Here is a 17624-nt window from a genome sequence, read left to right as displayed (position 1 = left end):
AGCGGATGTATTTTTTGATATATTTCTGTTTTCAAGTAGTTTGCCGCATAGACAAACTATATTTACGTTTTTTGTATTTAGCATAATATATCCTTAATTCCAAGTAAAAGCCCAACTGCCATCATTGGTAACAACTTCAGCTTCCAGTATTTTTTTGCAAGTCGCGGTGCGTTTTATACTATTGCCATATGTTAATTTCATAGGAAACAGCTCTTCTATTTTGCCATTGGCGAGCATCATCTTTCTAATAACGCAGTTGCCTTTATTGAGTCTTACGTCTTTAATAACCAAGTCATTTGATAGCGAAGTTATTTCAATTATAGAATAGCGCACCCCTGAAAATCGGTTAACTTGTGTGGAATATGACATCTTAAGAGGCGCTTCTTTTACACTACTACCGCTACATCCAATCAGAAACAAACAAGATATCAAAAGTATCTTTTTCATTTTTTCTCCTTTTCAAAATATTAAAATTATAGTTTATCAATACTTAAATTATTCTTTATAGATAATTTATCTGCATATAATCATAAAAATCTGGAAAATAGAGAATTTTATGAAAGTCGTACAAAGAATAAATGAAATTTTACAAGAGAAAAATATCAGTAAAAGAGAACTCGCAAAACGTCTGATGAACCTCGATATGAAAGCCTCAAGAACGGGCGAAATACCTACAGAATCGAGCATCTATGCCTATCTAAACGGAAATATAGAAATAAAAGCCGATATGCTTCCTTTTATTGCCAATGCGCTTGGGGTCTTTGAGCAAGATTTTTTTAGCGACGATAAAAGGCAAAATGACAAAATACTAAAACGGTTATATGGGGATGATGAACTAAACTATAAATATAGAGATATTATAGAACTTCTAGAATACTTATCGCCAAAAAGCCTTGAAATACTCAAAGGCTCTCTTAGCCAAAACAGACAAAATGTCGAGAAATTAAACCTAATTTTAAAGCAAATTGCTGAATAACGCCAAATTTCCATTATAATGTCTTAAAAATTAAAAGGAGCAAATTTGCAAAATTTCGCCTTGAAATTTCGCCCGCGCAGCTTAGACGAGATCTGCGGACAGCGCGAGTTGGTGGGCGTTTTTAAAAAATTTATCGAAAACAAAAAAATCCCGCACAGCATATTTTATGGGCCGGCAGGCTGCGGCAAGACTAGCTTTGCTCGCGTCGTCGCGCGGTCGATGGAGTATGATTTTTACGAATTTGACGGCGGAAACCTAAAGATCGAGGAATTTCGCAAAATCCTAAAAAACCACGAAAATGCGCTTTTTAAGCCGTTATTTTTCATCGACGAGATCCACCGCCTCAGCAAAACGCAGCAAGAAGCTCTGCTGATACCAATGGAAAACTACCGCGCCGCCATCATCGGAGCTAGCACCGAAAATCCATATTTCACGCTAAGCTCGGGTATCCGCAGCCGCTCGATGCTCTTTGAGTTTAAGCCGCTTGCGAGCGAGGATTTTGAAAAGTTGCTTGAGCGCGTGAGGGGCGAGGTAAAATTTGATATCTCAGACGAAGCTAAGGCCTATCTCGTAAAAAGCAGCGGCGGAGACGCACGCGGACTCTTAAATTTGCTCGAGTTTGCCGTGAGTCTGAGCGAGGAAATAACGTTAGAAAATTTAAAAACGCTGCGAGCTAACGCGGTTAGCGAAGGTGTTAGCGAGGACGATGTGCATTATGGACTAGCAAGCGCATTTATAAAAAGCCTGCGGGGAAGCGATGAAAACGCCGTCATGTACTATCTGGCACGGCTTATAGACGCGGGCGAGAGTGCTGATTTTATCGCGCGCAGGATGGCGATATTTGCCAGCGAGGACATCGGTAACGCAAACCCTAACGCGCTAAATTTAGCCGCTAACGCGCTAGCTGCCGTTAGCAAGATCGGCTTCCCCGAAGCGCGTATAATCCTGGCTCAATGCGCGATATATCTGGCTCACTCGCCAAAGTCAAACTCCAGCTACAAGGCCATAAACGCCGCACTAGCCTACGTAAAAACCGAGCCGCCGCTAGCCATCCCGCCCTATCTCATCAACACCGCGCCCGAGGCCAAGGACTATCTGTATCCGCATAGTTTCGGCGGCTGGGTAGAGCAAAAATATCTCGAAAAACCGCTTAAATTTTACGAGAGTAAGGGCATCGGCTTTGAAAAAACGCTGGACGAGTGGCTGGCTAAAATAAAATCTAAGGGCTAAATTTGGAGTGCCCGCGATGGGCGGTAAATTTGAGCGGCTTACATTAAATTTATGCCGATCAAATTTACCTATGGTGTCACGCCAAATTTTACAAAAAGCATTGCGCTCAAATTTGCCGTATTTCATCTTTTGGTTTTTACCAGGCTTGTTAAATTCCTCGGTAAATTTGCGCAAACTCCAAACGTAACGGCAAAATCAAATTTAAAAATGCTTCAAAAATCGGTGTTTTGCGAAATTTGATCCAAATTTGACGTATATTTTTAAAATAGGCTAAAAAATTTTTATTATTTATTTTAGTTTTATATTTTTTTAAATATACTTGAAGAATTTTAAAAAATAAAGGCAAATCCATGCTCACCGACCTCGTAAGCTCTATAAATTCATTCCTTTGGGGGCCGTATTTCCTCATCGCGCTACTTTGCGGTACGGGGCTTTATTTTACTATTAGGCTTCGTTTCGTACAGATTTTTAAGTTTAAAATGGGGCTTAATAGGCTTTTCGGTAACTTCTCATTGCACGGCGAAGCGGCGGGAAAATCGGGCATGAGTTCGTTTCAGGCAGTCGCCACGGCCGTCGCGGCGCAGGTGGGCACGGGTAACCTCGTGGGTGCCACAACCGCGCTCATCATGGGCGGGCCGGGATCAATATTTTGGATGTGGTGCGCGGCGTTTTTGGGCATGGCAACGAATTTCGCAGAGATCTGCCTAGCTCAAATTTACCGCGCCAAAGACGACAGCGGGCACATGATCGGCGGACCCGCGTTTTATATCAGCCGCGGGCTAAAGAGCCGCTATGCCAAGGTTTTGGCGGCGTTTTTTGCGCTGGCTATCATTTTGGCGCTCGGCTTTATGGGAAATATGGTGCAGGCCAACTCGATATCGGACGGCTTTAAGGGCGCATTTGGCATACCGCAGTGGGCGAGCGGACTGTTTTTGGCGGCGATTTGCGCTATGATCTTTATCGGCGGCGTCAAAGCCATCGCCAGAGTCGCCGAAAAGATTGTACCTATCATGGCCATCCTCTACGTCGCGGTCGGACTTGTGATCATTTGCTTTAATCTTGATAAAATTCCCGGCGTCATAGCGCTTATATTTGAAGCCGCGTTTAATCCGTCCGCAGCTTGGGGCGGTGCGACTGGAGCCACGATAGCTACGGCGATGAGATACGGTATCGCGCGCGGACTGTTTTCAAATGAAGCAGGTATGGGCTCGACTCCTCACGCGCACGCTGCGGCTAACGTCAAACACCCGGTCGATCAGGCGGTGCTCGGCATCATGAGTGTGTTTGTTGATACATTTATCGTGCTAAATATCACCGTTTTTGTCGTGCTTAGCGCCGACGTGATACATTTTGAAAACGGCAAAGCCGTGCTAACTGGCATCTCGCTCGTGCAAGAGGCGTTTTCGACGCATGTTTTGGGGCACGCTGGCGGCTACGGATTCGTGGCGATTTGCTTGTTTTTCTTTGCTTTTACGACGATTTTGGGCTGGTACTACTTCGCCGAGATCAACGTGCGTTACCTTTTTGGAGCCAAATTCGTGCGAATTTTACAGATATTAGTCGTTGGATTTGTGTTCGCTGGTAGCTTGCTAAAGATAAATTTCGTCTGGGAGCTGGCCGATATGTTTAACGGCCTCATGGTGCTTCCAAACCTGATTGCCATCATCGCGCTTAGCCCGATCGTGGTTAAACTTCTAAAAGATCACGACGAAGGCAAAGAATACGATCCAAACGAGTATATAAGGAAGGCTTGAGCGGCGTAGTAAATTTTACGGCAACAGACATGTGCCGTAAAATTCGTTTTTTATTGCCGTTTTACGCTACGTCAAATTTATGACTCAAATTTGCGCTACCGATAACTTTTGCAGCATCAAATTTGGTCTAAACTTAAACCCTTTCCGCTGCCTCTAAAACCACGCTTTTTAGTAAATTTACGCCGTTAGCGATGTCGCTCCAGCTGGAAAATTCCGCCGGATTGTGGCTGATACCGTCTTTAGACGGAATGAAAATCATCGCAGTCGGACAAAGTGCGCTCATATGCATCGCGTCGTGTCCTGCGCCGCCTGGCATGATCTCAAAGCTAAGACCGAGAGCTGCGGCTTTTTGGGCGATGAGCTTGATGAGGCGGCTGTCCAGTGCGCACGGCTCGTCAAAGGCTAGCTGCTTGATCTCGCATTTGACGCCGTGCTGGGTTTCGATGCGCGAGATTTCGGCTAGGATCTGCTCGTAGGCCTCCTCGCGCGTGACTAGGTCAATGCCGCGCAGGTCGATTAGTAGCGTTGTCTCGCCCGGCACGACGTTCATGACGCCCGGTTTTACCGTGCAGTTGCCCGCGGTCGCTACCACGCCGTTTGCCACGTTTTTCTGCGCGACGCCCTCGACGGCTAGCACTATCTGCGCCGCTGCGCAAAGCGCGTCGTGGCGATACTTCATCGCGGTCGTGCCGGAGTGCTGGGCTTGACCTTGCACGCGTACGCCAAATCTATGCGGCGCGGCAATGGCGCTCACTACGCCGATTTGGATGTTTTCGTTATCTAGTAGCGGCCCCTGCTCGATGTGCAGCTCAAAGAAACTCTCGTAGCCCGGCGTTAAATTTTTAGCCTTTTCGATGCTCGCTAGATCGATGCCAAACTCAGAAAAAATCTCGCCGATAGCGCGCCCTTGAAAGTCGCGCACGTCTTTAAGTTTCTCAAAACCTAGCTTGCCGCACATTACCTTGCTGCCAAGCGTCGCGATGTTAAATCTACTTGACTCCTCGCACTCAAAGACGATGAGCTCGAGCGGTCTGCGCGTCTGCACGCCCTCGTCGTTTAGCGATCTAATCAGCTCTAGCCCGCCCAGGACGCCCAGAATCCCGTCAAATTCGCCGCCGTTTATCACGGTGTCTAGATGTGAGCCAAACGCTACCGCTGGCAGCTCGGGCTCAACACCTTCGCGCCTAGCAAAGATATTTCCGATGGCGTCTATGTGTACTTTTAGCCCCGCCTCCTTACAGCGCGCGATAAATAGCTCTCTGGCGGCCTTATCCTCGCGCGTGTAGGCTAGGCGACTCATCCCTGCGCCGAAGCCCTCGTCGTTGATCGCGTTTATCTCGCTAAAAAGCGCCTTAAGTCTATCCAAATTTATGCTCATCGCCCATCCTTCGTATTTAAAATTTACCAAATTCTAGCCAAGAAGCATTAAATTTATACTTTAATATTTTTATTTAATACAATATTTAATTTTTTGGATTTTAGATAATGTTTGGGATCTAAGAGCTAACAAACGCTAACGTTAGTTTTATTAGAATTTAGCTCTAAAATCAGCTTTGAATATAAAATTTATAAACAGCAAAGTAAAAACTTTATACCATAATATACTAAATTTTACTAACAAATTGCCCGGTTTGAGATATAAATTTGCAGAAAATATGATGGTCAAATTTAAACAAAAGCAGTGGTTTTTGAGGAAAGCGGTTGGCAACATAAATTTACCGCCTATAAATCTTTGGCTCGTAGCGTATTTGCTGGCGAGCCAAAGTTAAATTTGACCGTTTAAACTAGCTGCGCACCCTGTCCTTTTACGATCTCGCCGATGACGTAGCCGTCGGTACTTGCTAGCACAAAGTCGGCGTTTTCTTTTGGCGCTACGACGATCATACCCACGCCCATGTTAAACGTCCTCATCATCTCGGCAGGCTCTACCTTTTGCGCGATGATTTTAAAGATCTCAGGCGTGCGGATCGCGGCATGCTCGATCTTCGCGCCCAGCCCCTCCGGAAATACGCGCGGCAGATTTTCCACGATGCCACCGCCAGTGATATGTGCGAGCGCGTGGATTTTATCTTTTAAATTTAAAAAGTCGCCGACGTAGATCCTAGTCGGCTCCAAAAGCACGTCGATGAGTGCGCGACCGTCCACTTTGTCGTCAAATTTTAGCCCCAGCTCGGCGACCACTTTTCGTGCGAGCGAGAAGCCGTTTGAGTGCAGGCCGCTGCTAGGAAGCGCGATGAGTACGTCGCCCTCGCGGACGAATTTTGAGCGGTCGATCTCGTCCTCCTCGGCGATGCCCACTGCAAAGCCCGCAAGGTCGAAGTCGCCTTTTTCATACATCGAGGGCATCTCCGCCGTTTCGCCGCCGATCAGTGCACAGCGGGCGAGTTTGCAGCCCTCGGCGATGCTTTTTACTACCTCTTTGGCATCCGTGATCTCGAGCTTTGCCGTCGCGTAGTAGTCGAGGAAAAATAGCGGCTCGGCGAAGTTACAGATGAGGTCGTTCACGCACATCGCGACGAGGTCTTGACCTACGCCGTCAAATTTGTGCGCGTCGATCGCGAGTCGCAGCTTTGTGCCCACGCCGTCGGTGGCGCCCAGGATCGCAGGTTTTTTATAGCCTGCAGGTAGCCTCACAGCGCCCGAAAATGAGCCGATACCGCCCAAAACGTGCGGAGTTTGCGTTGCTTTAACGAACGGTTTTATCGCGTTTACGAAGTCATTTCCCGCGTCTATATCGACGCCCGCGTCTTTGTAGCTTATCAAATTTTATCCTCCAAGATGGTATAATTTCGCAGATTTTAGCCAAAATCGAATAAAAACGCTATAAAGGCCCATCTTGAAATTTAAACACGCCGTCGTCATCACGGGCAGCATCGGTAGCGGCAAGAGCGCGGTTTGCGAGCTGCTTCGTGATCGCGGATTTGAGATCATCGACGCCGATAAGATTTCGCATGACATTTTGGATCGCTGCGCCGCTCAGGTGGCTGAAATTTTCGGCGCGCAATACGTCGTACAAAAGGACGCGCAGGCCGGAAATTTAGGCTCGCACGCGGAATTTAACGCTAGATCGGATGAGGAAATTTCGTCCGCGCCCTACGTTTCGGTGGACCGCAAAAAACTAGGCGAGCTGGTGTTTAAAAACCCCACAGAGCTTGCAAAGCTCGAAGCGTTGATGCATCCAAAGATAACGGCTGAAATTTTATCGCAGGCGCGGGCTTTGGAGGCGAAAGGAAAGCTTTATTTCGTCGATATTCCGCTATTTTTTGAGGGTAAGAGGTATGAGTTTTTTGACAAAGTAGCGGTCGTTTATGCACCTAAAGAAACGCTAATCGCGCGCGTGATGAAGCGAAATGGGCTGGATCACGCTGCTGCAAAGTGCCGCGTGGAGCTACAAATAGATATCGAACAAAAGCGCACTATGGCGGATTTTGTTATAGATAATAGCGGTGATTTGCAAAATTTAAGAGATGAAACCGGGTCTTTTTTGGAAAAAATAGCTTAACTTGTTATGACACGGCATTTTATGCTATTTGAACACTGCTTTAGTCACTTGGCAGCGACAGTTTGTCGTCATATCCAGTCCTGCTGCTACTTGTGACGCAAGCTACGTTGATTATTTTAGTTTATTTGCAGTCTTTGCTTTCAAGTTTTACCCGAATCAGCTCTTTGTTCTTTATATAATAAACAAAATCCACGCCGTCAGCTATCTCGCGTACGGCCTTTAACCGCGTATCCTCGCAAAATTCTTTTTTGAGTTCCTTTGTTTGCTCCTCTTTTAGCTCGGCGATATCTTTATCATTTAACGCGTTTTCATCCATTTCTAGCCCTTTACCAAGCGCATAATGATAAACAAAACGGCGGTTTTCGCAGACGATTTTTTCTAGCGTATTTATCTCGTCTAGTTTTCTCGGAAGATCTGAATTTAGTCGCGCCAGCATTTCTTTTACATTTGATGCTTCGCATAAATTTTCTTTCATCTGCTCTTTTGTGTATTCTACTTTACTGCCTACAAAAACTTCTACACCGATCCAGATCGCGACGGCAATGCCTAAGATAATAAATAAAAATTTGTTGAGTTTATTTAGGTTTTGATTTAGTTTTTGTATATCCATTTTTGCTCCTTAAATTTGAGGCGGTATTTTATCGGAAAAAACGAAAAACAAAAATTAAAATTTGGAGCGGAATTTGTTTTATTGCGATTTTTTTTTGGGGGGGGGGGTGAACGATCAAATTTAATTAAAATAAATAATCAAAGAAAAAGGAGCGGGAACCGCCCCTGGGTATTATAAAGCAGCCTTTGCTTTTGAAGCTAGCTCGCTGAAAGCTTTTGCGTCATTCATAGCTAGATCGGCTAAGATTTTTCTATCAAGCTCGATATTTGCTTTTTTAAGTCCCGCGATAAAGCGAGAATAGCTAATGTCGTTTAGGCGGCACGCAGCATTGATGCGCACTATCCACAAGCGGCGGAAGTCGCGTTTCTTGCGGCGTCTATCACGGTATGCATAGACCAAACTTCTTTCTAATTGCTCTTTAGCTTTTCTAAAGTGTTTGTGTCTAGCGCTGAAAAAACCTCTAGCTAGTTTTAAAACTTTTTTATGGCGTCTTCTTCTAACTACGCCTGTTTTTACTCTTGCCATATTTATCCTTTACAAATCGGCGCTCACTGAGTGAGTCTTGCCCCAAATTTGGGGGAGTTTGGAATGACTTTTCGTCAAAAACTTAAATTCCGAGCATCGCTTTGACGCTTGCGACGTTTGTGCTGGCTACGTATTGAGGCGAGCGTAAATCTCTCTTGCGGTTGCGAGATTTTTTTGTCAAAATGTGGCTTCTAAAAGCAGAGCCTCTTTTGATCTTGTTTTTGCCCACTTTAAAACGTTTAGCAGCGCCGCGAACTGTCTTCATCTTAGGCATACTAATCCTTTTAAAATTTCTTTTACGCCTTACGCGTAAGAGTGGGATTATACCCAAAATTCCTTTAAGAAATTTAAATTTGAAGGTGCGCGCGTCAGAATACAAAACAAATTTATAATACAATCTTGAAAATAGCTTAAATTTTAGATTTAATTAATATTTTTAGTCCTATAATTTCACTTAGATTTATTATCTCAAATCAAGGAGTAACGATGAAGATGAAGTTTCTCGCCTCTGCGGCGGTAATAAGCGCGATGTTTTGCGCAAACGCGCTAGCTTGCACGACTATTTTGGTTGGAGAGGGCGCCTCTGACGATGGCTCTATGTTGATAGCCAGGAGTGCCGATAGCAAGGCGATAAAGGCGCAGGTATTTTTGATACATCCGAAAAAATCCAATCAAAAAGGCGTCCACAGCTCAAAGGCGCACGACGGGGCAAATGATTTTACCTATCCGCTACCAAAAGAGAGCATGAGATACACGACGATAGCAAACTCCCATACCAAGCTTCACGGCGCTGTCGGCTACAATGACGCGGGCGTGGGCATCAGCGGCACCGAGACCATATATGCTAAAGACGAACTGCTAAAAATCGATCCGTATAACGAAGCAACCGGCATCACGGAGGACGATATCCCAGACGTCTTGCTACCTCGTATGAAAAGCGCGGCGCAGGGCGTGAAGCTGCTCGGTGAGATCGTAGAAACTACGGGTGCGGGAGAGGGTTTTGGCGTAGTGTTCGTCGATAAAAACGAGCTTTGGTACTTTGAAACCGGCACCGGTCATCACTGGATGGCGGTTAAACTACCCAAAGACGAGTATTTTGTTTCCGCAAACCAAGGCAGACTACAAAACTACAAAGAAAACGATCCGAATTTTATGGGGTCGAAAAATTTGATCAAATTTGCCCAAGATAACGGTGCCTACGATCCGGCAAAAGACGGAGAATTTCAGTTTACCAAGGCCTACACCAGGGACGATGAGAGAGATATGACCTACAACTATCCGCGCGTTTGCTGGGTGCAGCAGATGTTTAATCCCGAGTTAAAAGATAAGCAGACCCTTGACGGTGGCAACTATCCGGTATTTTTAAAACCGGCTAAAAAGCTAAGCGTGCAGGATCTAAAAACCGCGCTCAGATCCCACTACGACGGCACTGCATACGATAACTACGCGAGCAAAGACGAAAATCAAAAAAACATCTACCGCGCCGTGAGCGTTTTTAGAACCTACGAGTCGCACGTCATGCAGGTGCGCCCGTGGCTACCGCAAGAGATCGGCAGAGTGACATACGTGGCGCTTGGTATGTCGGAGCTTGGCGTTTATTTGCCGTATTACTATGGCCTCGACAAATTTATCGACGGCTACGACAAGGGCTCGTATAAGGCCGACGACGAGTCCATTTATTGGACATATAGAAAGCTGCAAACCCTCGTGATGATGGACTATGAGAAGTATTCGCCTGTCGTGAAAAAGGCCTACAAGGAGTTTGAGGACGCGCTCGCGGTCAAGCAGGCCAAATTTGAAGACGAATACGTCAAACTCTACAAAAAAGACAAAGCCAAAGCAAACAAGCTGCTAAACGAATTTTCGACGAATATGATGAAGGAAGCCAAGGCTCTAACGCAAAATTTGACGAATGAAATCTTTACGATGCTGACCGACGACACCGACGCCAAGCTAAAATCGCTAAACAAAGGCAAAAAAGACTAGGCAAATTTAAGGGGCGGGCTGCGGCCTGCCTCAAATTAGCCCAAATTTGATAAAAACTTCTTGATTTATTTTTTAAAAATCTTTATAATACGGCTCAAATTTGACCCCAAAAGGATGAGCTTAATGCCTTGCCCCATGCCTGAGACTCTTTAATCTTAGCAAAAAAACCGCAAACGACTTTAAAAAAACAGCCAAATTTTTAAATAATTTCACGTTTTTAAACATTAATATAAATTTATTTCTATCGCCGCGAAGGGTGCATTGTAATTGCATTTTTAAAAACAAAGCGAAGCAGCGTCTGAAATTCGGGCGAAATTTATTTAGTAGAGTTTTTTATAAATTCTATTTTAGTTTGAGAAAATCGGGTTGCCACCCGCCGTTTCTAAGCCCGCTCTTTTCAAAATATCAAGCTTATAGCGCATAAAATTTAAAAATAAAAAATCAAAATTTAAAGGAATTAAAATGATAAAAAGTTATGTTACGGGTTTCCCACGAATCGGAGAAAAAAGAGAGCTAAAACGCGCACTTGAAGGCCTTTGGGCCGGCAAAGAGGGCTTTAGCGAGGAGAATTTGCTAAGCGTCGCTAAAACGCTAAAAAACAGACACTGGCAATACCAAAAAGACGCCGAAATCTCGGCTATCAGCGTAAATGATTTTTCGTTTTACGATTTGATGCTTGATAGCATCGTCGCGTTTGGCGCCGTACCGCCTAGATTTGCAAATTTGAGCGGACGAGAGCAGTATTTTGCCTGCGCGCGCGGTAACAAAACCGGCGTAGCGATGGAGATGACGAAGTGGTTTAACACAAACTACCACTACATCGTGCCTGAGCTTAGCGCCGAGACGTCGTTTAAGCTTGATGCATCAAAAATCCTTGCCGAATACGAAGAGGCAAAGGCTGCGGGCGTAAAAGGCAAGGTAAATTTGATCGGCCCTATCACGTTTTTGGCGCTTTCAAAGACCACTGACGGCAGCTGCCCGTTTAAAAAACTAAACGCTCTAGTCGCAGAGTACAAAAAGCTACTTGAGCTACTTTCGACGCTTGACGATGAGATTTTGGTGCAGTTTGACGAGCCGATTTTTGCGACCGATAAAAACGAAGATATCCTACTTAGCGTCATCGGTAAGGTGTATAACGAACTAGCCGAAGCCGCCGGCAACGTAAAAATCGTGTTTATGACGTATTTTGAGCACGCGCTAAAGGCGGTCGCTGAAGTAGCGAAAACTAAAATTTATGGTATCGGACTTGATTTCGTTCACGGCAAAAGAAATTTCGAAGCGCTTGAAACTATCAAAAATAGCCATTTAACGCTATTTGCAGGCGTCATCGACGGACGAAATATCTGGAAAAGCAACATCGACGAAAAGGTAAATTTAGTCCGCGAAATCAGCGAAAAAATCGGCGGCAAAGATTTCTACGTCGGACCTAGCTGCTCGCTGCTTCACGTGCCTTATGCCCTAAAATACGAAGAAAAACTAAACTCCGAGGTCAAAAGCTGGCTGAGCTTTGCCGTAGAAAAACTAGACGAGATCAAAATCATAACCAAACTAGCTAACGGCGTAGCGCTAAACGCGGTGGAGAGCAAAATTTACGAAGAAAACAAAGCTGCGGTTAAAACGCGCGCAACGTCAAATTTGATCCACTCGTCAAGTGTGCAAAACCGCGTGAAAAATCTAGTCAAATTTGAGCGCGAAGATAAATTTGAAGATCGCATCAAAATCCAGCGCGAAAGCCTAAACTACGGCATCTTGCCGACTACGACGATAGGTAGTTTCCCACAAACCGTCGAGCTAAGAGTGCTTCGCCAAAACTTCAAAAAAGGCGAGATCGACGCAGCTGCATACGAAGCAGGTATCAAAAAATACATAGACGACTGCGTCAAATTTCAAGAAGATATCGGCCTAGACGTACTAGTTCACGGCGAGCCTGAGCGCAACGACATGGTCGAGTATTTCGGCGAGCAGATCGAAGGGTATGCATTTAGCGAAAACGGCTGGGTGCAAAGCTACGGCAGCCGCTGCGTGAAACCGCCTCTACTTTTTGGCGACGTGAGCCGCCCAAAGGCGATGACCGTCGAGTGGATGAAATACGCCCAAAGTCGCACTAGCCGCATAATGAAGGGCATGCTAACTGGACCTGTAACCATGCTAAACTGGAGCTTCGTGCGCGACGACCTACCTCGCAGCGAAGTGGCCAAGCAGCTTGCGCTTTGCATATTTGACGAGATCGCAGACCTGCAAGATGCCGGCATCCGCATCATCCAAGTGGACGAAGCTGCGTTTAAAGAGGGCTATCCGCTACGCGCCGAAAACATCCCTGCGTACGAGAAATTTGCGGTTGATTGCTTTAAACTTTCCGTTAGCTCGGCCGAGCCTAAAACGCAGATCCACACGCATATGTGCTACTCCGAGTTTAACGACATCATCAAGACGATCGAGGCGATGGACGCTGATGTCATCAGCATCGAGACGGCTCGCAGCGGCAACGAACTGCTAAAGATATTTAAATCCGTCGGCTACAAACAAGAAGTCGGCCCTGGTGTCTACGACATCCACAGCCCGCGCGTACCTAGCACCGATGAGATCGTGCGCCAGATCCGCGCGCTACTCGAGGTTCTACCAAAAGAACAGCTCTGGATCAACCCTGACTGCGGCCTAAAAACGCGCAAATGGGAAGAGGTCGAGCCGAGCCTAAAAAATATGGTCGAAGCCGTCAAAATCGTAAGAAATTCATAATTTCGACCGCTTGCGACTCGGATAAATTTGCCGCTTTTGCCGCTTAAATTTGCGACGAGAGCGGCTTTGCCCGCTAAATTTTGAGCTCATGTTTAAAACCGGCTCAAATTTGACGCGGGTCAAATTTGTCGGTCGCGGCGAATAATTTATCCTGCGCACGCGCCGCCACGGCATAAATTTGACCGCAAACGGCGCGGTTTTCTACATTTTAAATTTGGAAATTTCATGCTAAAAGAAAAAATTTTAAACAAAGAAAAGGGGCTCGTACTCTACGGACTAACGCCGCCCAAGGCCGAATTTGACGAGGCTAAGCTGCGCGACATCTCGGATCGTTGGACGGGCAGGATAGAGAGCATAAACGCCGACGGGCTCGTACTTTACGAGGTGCAAGACGAGAGCGAACGAAACGATAGCGAGCGGACATTTGAGTTCAGCGGCACGCTAAGTCCCGAAATCTATTACCGCGACTACCTAAACGTCTCGACTCCAAGCATCTTTTACCGCGTGGCTAGCGGCTACGACGAGGGCGTATTTCGCGCGGCGATTGCGGCTCAAAGCTCAAAATTAAACGTACTCGTCGGAGCTACGTCTAGCTCGCAAAAAGTTCGGTTAAATTTGGCTCGCGCGTACGAGATTGCGGGCGAATTTGAAAATTTAGCCGTCGGCGGCGTGTGTATCGCCGAGCGTCATGCCAAAAAGGGTGATGAGGCGCAAAGGATGCGTGAAAAGATCGCGGCTGGGGCGAAGTTTTTCATCTCGCAGGCCATTTTTGACGCACAGATGACGCGTAAATTTTTAGAGGACTGCGCCGCCGCGAAAATAACCGAGCCGATATTTCTCACGTTTTCAACAGCGGGCAACCCAAAAACGCTAGAGTTTATCAAATGGCTGGGCGTTAGCGTGCCTAGCGCGGTTGAGGCGCGTCTAAACGCTAGCGAGGACTATCTGGCGCAAAGTTGCGAGATAATCAAAGAAATTTGGCGCGAGCTAAAGAAATTCGGCGACGAAAACGGGCTAAATTTGAGCGCAAACATCGAAAGCGTAATGGCTAAGCGCGCCGAGATCGAAGCGAGCTTAGAACTAGCCCGCGAGTTTAGGCTGCTTTAAGGCAAGCGGTAAATTCGGGCGACAAGAGCGTGAAATTTAGGCGTTAAGGTTGCGCCGCAAAGTAAATTTTACCTTCGCGTAGGTTTGTTTAAATTTATATGCTTTTGTCCAAAATCTTAAATTTCCGTAAGGCGCTAAATTTGAAAGAGCGAAATTTAAACGAAAAGAGGCGGCAATCTCGAGAAAAAGGAGCATGGATCGTTTAAATTTGCAGACAATCGGAACGAAATAAAGCGGCGGACGGATTAAATTTAAGCAAAAAATGCGAGATAAAAAAGCGGCGTAAATTTAAGCGCGAGTCCGGACCGCGCGGCCTAGGCTTAATTACCGCGCCGAAATTTAACCGCACTTGGCGGCTTTGGTTTGCGAGCCAACAAGCCACAAAATAAGCGGCCAAACGTGTAAAGGAGTTAAAACGGAGACTTTATTTACCTTTATTTTTGTCGGCGCCATAGCCGTGCTTTTTGCACTTCCCGCGGCTTCTAATCTTTTTGCGGCCTTAGGCGAAAAACCCGCCCAAAATTTAAGCGAGAACGCTCAAAACTCAGCCCAAAGCGAGCTTTCGCCAGAGCTAAAAGAGCTAGAAAACGAGCGCGTAAATTTAGTAGCCGCCGTCAAAAAAGCAAACCTAATCGCCCTTGCGGTAGGCGTTTGCGTAGGCGCAGCTGCGGCGTATTTTTTAGACGCGATTTTCGGCGTGACGCTGGGCGCGATCTCATATGCTGCGACGACTAGCCTTTTGACTGCGTCTAAAAGGCGAGAATTTAGGGCAAATTTTAAACGTCAAATCATAGAAAAGATCATAAAAAAGCACGGCCTTAGCTACGATAAAGACCGCGGGCTAGGGCTTGATGATTTTTTTACGATTTACGATTGCAGGGTTGATGAGTGGAGCAGCGAGGATCTCGTTGAGGGCGTTATAGATGGTGTTAGCGTCAAATTTAGCGACTTTTACGCGGCTAAAAAGGTGAAAAAGAAAAACAGCACCGATACGGTCGTGCAGTTTCAAGGCGTGCTTTTTAAGGCGGATTTTAATAAAAAGCTAAGCTCCATAACGCAAATCGCGCACGTAAATTCGCGAAATTTAGCGGTTTACGGGCAGAAGGCAAATATGGACGACGTGAGATTTGAGGAGATATTTGACGTCTATACGACCGATCAGATCGGCGCTAGATACGCACTTAGCCCGGCGCTGATGGAAAATTTTACTCAGCTTTGCCTCAGGCTAGATGCGCCTGTAAATGCCGTTTTTAAGGATGGTCGAATTTTTATCGCCGTCGAGACCCGGCGCGACGACTTCGAGCCGCAGCTTGGCAAATCGCTAGCGGATGAAGCGACGCTAACTGCCTATGAGAGCGAGATAGAAAGCTTTACGCAGATAGTAAAAGAGCCAAATTTAAACCGCAAAATTTGGTAATTTTGAAATTTGGACGGCTTTGTGAGTCGCAGCTCAAATTTGAATGCAATGATAAAATTTTACATAAATTTAATCACGATATAGCGTAAATATTTTCCAAACATAAAAGCGTTTTTGTAGTATAATCGCTTTATAAATCCACATAAAAGAGTCGTCATGAAAAAGTTGATTTTCGCGATCTTTTTGACTTATTTGGCGTTGTCTTCGGCCCAGGCCGGCAAGAGCCATGGCGATGGAGCGCAGGCTGTATCAAAGGGGGAGTGGGCTACGGCGGTACAGATTTTTACGAAAGGTTGCTATAGTGAGGATGATACCGCATCATGCAAAGGCCTTGGCGAGATATATGAGTACGGTAGAGGCGGCGCGACTGATCAGCGCGTGAAAAAGGACGCCGTTCTATCAAAGCAAGCTTATGAAAGATGCTGCGAAAAAAGCAATGGATTACGAAAAGACTGCTGTAGAAAAGTAGGCAAATAATCGCGGCTGGCTTTGGGCACTAGCTTTAAATATGCGGTCACTTTGGGCGTGAAATTTGGCTTTAGGCAGTTCGCATACGAAATTTATTCTTTAGCGATTTTAGCTCAAATTTATCAAATTTTACGTTTTTGGCGTCGTAGCACAAGTCTGTTTTTTGTGAGACTGTAAATTTATACTCTGGCGCGATATTTTCTAAATTTGCCGAGCCTGCTTGGATTTTGTTCAGTCAAATTTTGTTCGGCGGCTTGAAGAACTTTTTCTAGCTTTTTGTTATTTTTACCGTCTTTTTCGAGATACAGTCGCTGTTGCTCTTTAAGGGCTAAAAATTTGCGCTCGCTCTTCGCCGCTCGTTATTTCAAGTAGCGCTTGCGCCCAGTTAGCAGGGAAACCAAAGCCGTATTCGCCTATACCGGCAAGAGTTTTTCTCATTTGGTTGGTATAGATTTTGAGATTGTGGGCTGGATATGTCGGGACGATTTTTAGCGTTTCTCGCTCCGCTACTTCATAAGAAATAAACCCTTTTGATAGCTCTATTATTATTTTAAAATTTCTTTGATCTGATCGTTTGTGTAGCGATTTGACTTGCTTGAATTTTCTTTTTGCATGATTATAAAATGCCTTAAAATTTAAAAACCAGGATCTAAAAGTAGATACTTATCGTCAAATTTTGCCGAATTTTAAGGTTAAAATTTGAGCGATTTCTCGCCCAAATTTATCAAATTTTACCTCTTCGGCGTTACCAACATATTGACGTAGCGGCCTTCTAGCAGCGGCTCTTTATCGCGGTCGGAAACGTCTTTTACCATCTCCCAGACTTTTTGTAGCATCGCGACGCCGGCTTCGGGATTGCTCATCTCGCGGCCTTTTAGAAATACGCGAAATTTGACGTGTTTGCCGTCCTCTAGAAACTCAAGAGCGTGCTTGACTTTGTAGTTGATGTCGTTTTGAGCGATTTTGACGGAGAGTTTGATTTCTTTGACTTCGATCGTTTTTTGCTTTTTCTTGGCCTCTTTTTGCTTTTTTTCCTGCTGGTAGCGGAATTTGCCGTAGTCCATTATCTTGCAAACGGGAGGTTTAGCGTCAGGTGCGATTAGCACTAGATCAAGCCCCATTTTCTCGGCGATTTTCAAGGCCTCTACTCTTGGGATGACGCCGTATGCGGTGCCGTCGTCTCCCACGCATCTTACTTCGCTCGCTCTGATATCTTCGTTGAGCAACACTTCGTTTTCTTTAGCCAATTAGTTTTTTCCTTTAAGTTGAAATTTGTTGATTATATCCAAAAATATTGTGTTTTTATTGTATTT

General features: G+C 45.6%; 17 protein-coding genes. 10 read left to right on the top strand and 7 right to left on the bottom strand.

What is annotated here, in order from left to right; genetic code table 11:
* Positions 1-93: 93 nt before the first annotated feature.
* A complete protein-coding gene (locus Q0394_RS06915) occupies positions 94-447 on the bottom strand; it encodes a hypothetical protein (RefSeq protein WP_122867015.1) in 354 nt (117 codons plus the stop codon).
* 109 nt (positions 448-556) lie between these two features.
* On the opposite strand from Q0394_RS06915, the gene Q0394_RS06910 reads away from it, so the two are divergent.
* The 4 genes from Q0394_RS06910 to Q0394_RS06895 all read left to right on the top strand — a co-directional run bounded on the left by Q0394_RS06910 (position 557) and on the right by Q0394_RS06895 (position 3960).
* Complete coding sequence (locus Q0394_RS06910) at positions 557-976, top strand: helix-turn-helix domain-containing protein (RefSeq protein ID WP_298946387.1); 420 nt, start codon at positions 557-559, stop codon at positions 974-976.
* 45 nt (positions 977-1021) lie between these two features.
* Complete coding sequence (locus Q0394_RS06905; RefSeq protein ID WP_298946386.1) at positions 1022-2206, top strand: replication-associated recombination protein A; 1185 nt, start codon at positions 1022-1024, stop codon at positions 2204-2206.
* 51 nt (positions 2207-2257) lie between these two features.
* Positions 2258-2446 (top strand): hypothetical protein, encoded by a 189-nt coding sequence (locus tag Q0394_RS06900; protein WP_298946385.1) that lies wholly within the window; start codon positions 2258-2260, stop codon positions 2444-2446.
* A gap of 110 nt (positions 2447-2556) precedes the next feature.
* A complete protein-coding gene (locus Q0394_RS06895) occupies positions 2557-3960 on the top strand; it encodes a sodium:alanine symporter family protein (RefSeq protein WP_298946384.1) in 1404 nt (467 codons plus the stop codon).
* A 133-nt stretch (positions 3961-4093) separates the two neighbouring features.
* On the opposite strand, the gene Q0394_RS06890 is transcribed toward Q0394_RS06895, so the two are convergent.
* Together Q0394_RS06890 and purM are read right to left on the bottom strand one after the other, a co-directional pair.
* Positions 4094-5338, bottom strand: a complete 1245-nt coding sequence (locus Q0394_RS06890) for a Zn-dependent hydrolase (protein ID WP_298946383.1) — start codon at positions 5336-5338, stop codon at positions 4094-4096.
* A 401-nt stretch (positions 5339-5739) separates the two neighbouring features.
* On the bottom strand, positions 5740-6723 hold the full coding sequence (gene purM, locus Q0394_RS06885; RefSeq protein ID WP_298946381.1) for a phosphoribosylformylglycinamidine cyclo-ligase: 984 nt from the start codon (positions 6721-6723) through the stop codon (positions 5740-5742).
* Between the two features lie 70 nt (positions 6724-6793).
* On the opposite strand from purM, the gene coaE reads away from it, so the two are divergent.
* Positions 6794-7462: a dephospho-CoA kinase gene (gene coaE, locus Q0394_RS06880; RefSeq protein ID WP_298946436.1), complete on the top strand. Its 669-nt coding sequence runs from the start codon at positions 6794-6796 to the stop codon at positions 7460-7462.
* Between the two features lie 121 nt (positions 7463-7583).
* Here coaE and Q0394_RS06875 read toward each other — a convergent pair whose 3' ends face one another.
* The 3 genes from Q0394_RS06875 to rpmI all read right to left on the bottom strand — a co-directional run bounded on the left by Q0394_RS06875 (position 7584) and on the right by rpmI (position 8871).
* Positions 7584-8072 carry a hypothetical protein gene (locus Q0394_RS06875; protein WP_298946380.1) on the bottom strand — a complete coding sequence of 163 codons (489 nt, stop codon included), beginning with the start codon at positions 8070-8072 and terminating at the stop codon, positions 7584-7586.
* A gap of 171 nt (positions 8073-8243) precedes the next feature.
* Entirely contained in the window at positions 8244-8597 is a 354-nt protein-coding gene (gene rplT / locus Q0394_RS06870; RefSeq protein ID WP_002944116.1) for a 50S ribosomal protein L20, read from the bottom strand.
* Positions 8598-8679: 82 nt separating this feature from the next.
* Positions 8680-8871 carry a 50S ribosomal protein L35 gene (gene rpmI / locus Q0394_RS06865; protein WP_298792879.1) on the bottom strand — a complete coding sequence of 64 codons (192 nt, stop codon included), beginning with the start codon at positions 8869-8871 and terminating at the stop codon, positions 8680-8682.
* A gap of 212 nt (positions 8872-9083) precedes the next feature.
* On the opposite strand from rpmI, the gene Q0394_RS06860 reads away from it, so the two are divergent.
* From Q0394_RS06860 to Q0394_RS06840, 5 genes are all read left to right on the top strand, one after another.
* Entirely contained in the window at positions 9084-10583 is a 1500-nt protein-coding gene (locus tag Q0394_RS06860; RefSeq protein ID WP_298946379.1) for a C69 family dipeptidase, read from the top strand.
* Positions 10584-11045: 462 nt separating this feature from the next.
* The gene (gene metE / locus Q0394_RS06855) at positions 11046-13319 is read left to right on the top strand and encodes a 5-methyltetrahydropteroyltriglutamate--homocysteine S-methyltransferase (protein WP_298946378.1); all 2274 of its coding nucleotides are present in this window, start codon (positions 11046-11048) and stop codon (positions 13317-13319) included.
* Positions 13320-13544: 225 nt separating this feature from the next.
* Complete coding sequence (locus tag Q0394_RS06850; protein ID WP_298946377.1) at positions 13545-14426, top strand: methylenetetrahydrofolate reductase; 882 nt, start codon at positions 13545-13547, stop codon at positions 14424-14426.
* A gap of 457 nt (positions 14427-14883) precedes the next feature.
* A complete protein-coding gene (locus Q0394_RS06845) occupies positions 14884-15843 on the top strand; it encodes a DUF3137 domain-containing protein (protein WP_298946376.1) in 960 nt (319 codons plus the stop codon).
* A 156-nt stretch (positions 15844-15999) separates the two neighbouring features.
* Entirely contained in the window at positions 16000-16320 is a 321-nt protein-coding gene (locus Q0394_RS06840; protein ID WP_298946375.1) for a hypothetical protein, read from the top strand.
* 722 nt (positions 16321-17042) lie between these two features.
* On the opposite strand, the gene infC is transcribed toward Q0394_RS06840, so the two are convergent.
* Positions 17043-17558, bottom strand: a complete 516-nt coding sequence (gene infC, locus Q0394_RS06835; protein WP_122872973.1) for a translation initiation factor IF-3 — start codon at positions 17556-17558, stop codon at positions 17043-17045.
* Between the last annotated feature and the right edge of the window lie 66 nt (positions 17559-17624).

It is taken from the genome of uncultured Campylobacter sp. (genome assembly GCF_938039205.1).
Taxonomy (GTDB): domain Bacteria; phylum Campylobacterota; class Campylobacteria; order Campylobacterales; family Campylobacteraceae; genus Campylobacter_A.
Note: the sequence above shows the minus strand (reverse complement) of the source record. Positions and strands in the feature narration are given on the sequence as shown.

Coding starts and splice junctions, on each gene's coding strand:
- Q0394_RS06915 (WP_122867015.1), bottom strand. CDS start 447: ATGAAAAAGATACTTTTGATATCTTGTTTGTTTCTGATTGGATGTAGC.
- Q0394_RS06910 (WP_298946387.1), top strand. CDS start 557: ATGAAAGTCGTACAAAGAATAAATGAAATTTTACAAGAGAAAAATATC.
- Q0394_RS06900 (WP_298946385.1), top strand. CDS start 2,258: ATGCCGATCAAATTTACCTATGGTGTCACGCCAAATTTTACAAAAAGC.
- Q0394_RS06895 (WP_298946384.1), top strand. CDS start 2,557: ATGCTCACCGACCTCGTAAGCTCTATAAATTCATTCCTTTGGGGGCCG.
- Q0394_RS06890 (WP_298946383.1), bottom strand. CDS start 5,338: ATGAGCATAAATTTGGATAGACTTAAGGCGCTTTTTAGCGAGATAAAC.
- Q0394_RS06875 (WP_298946380.1), bottom strand. CDS start 8,072: ATGGATATACAAAAACTAAATCAAAACCTAAATAAACTCAACAAATTT.
- rplT (WP_002944116.1), bottom strand. CDS start 8,597: ATGGCAAGAGTAAAAACAGGCGTAGTTAGAAGAAGACGCCATAAAAAA.
- rpmI (WP_298792879.1), bottom strand. CDS start 8,871: ATGCCTAAGATGAAGACAGTTCGCGGCGCTGCTAAACGTTTTAAAGTG.
- Q0394_RS06860 (WP_298946379.1), top strand. CDS start 9,084: ATGAAGATGAAGTTTCTCGCCTCTGCGGCGGTAATAAGCGCGATGTTT.
- metE (WP_298946378.1), top strand. CDS start 11,046: ATGATAAAAAGTTATGTTACGGGTTTCCCACGAATCGGAGAAAAAAGA.
- Q0394_RS06850 (WP_298946377.1), top strand. CDS start 13,545: ATGCTAAAAGAAAAAATTTTAAACAAAGAAAAGGGGCTCGTACTCTAC.
- Q0394_RS06840 (WP_298946375.1), top strand. CDS start 16,000: ATGAAAAAGTTGATTTTCGCGATCTTTTTGACTTATTTGGCGTTGTCT.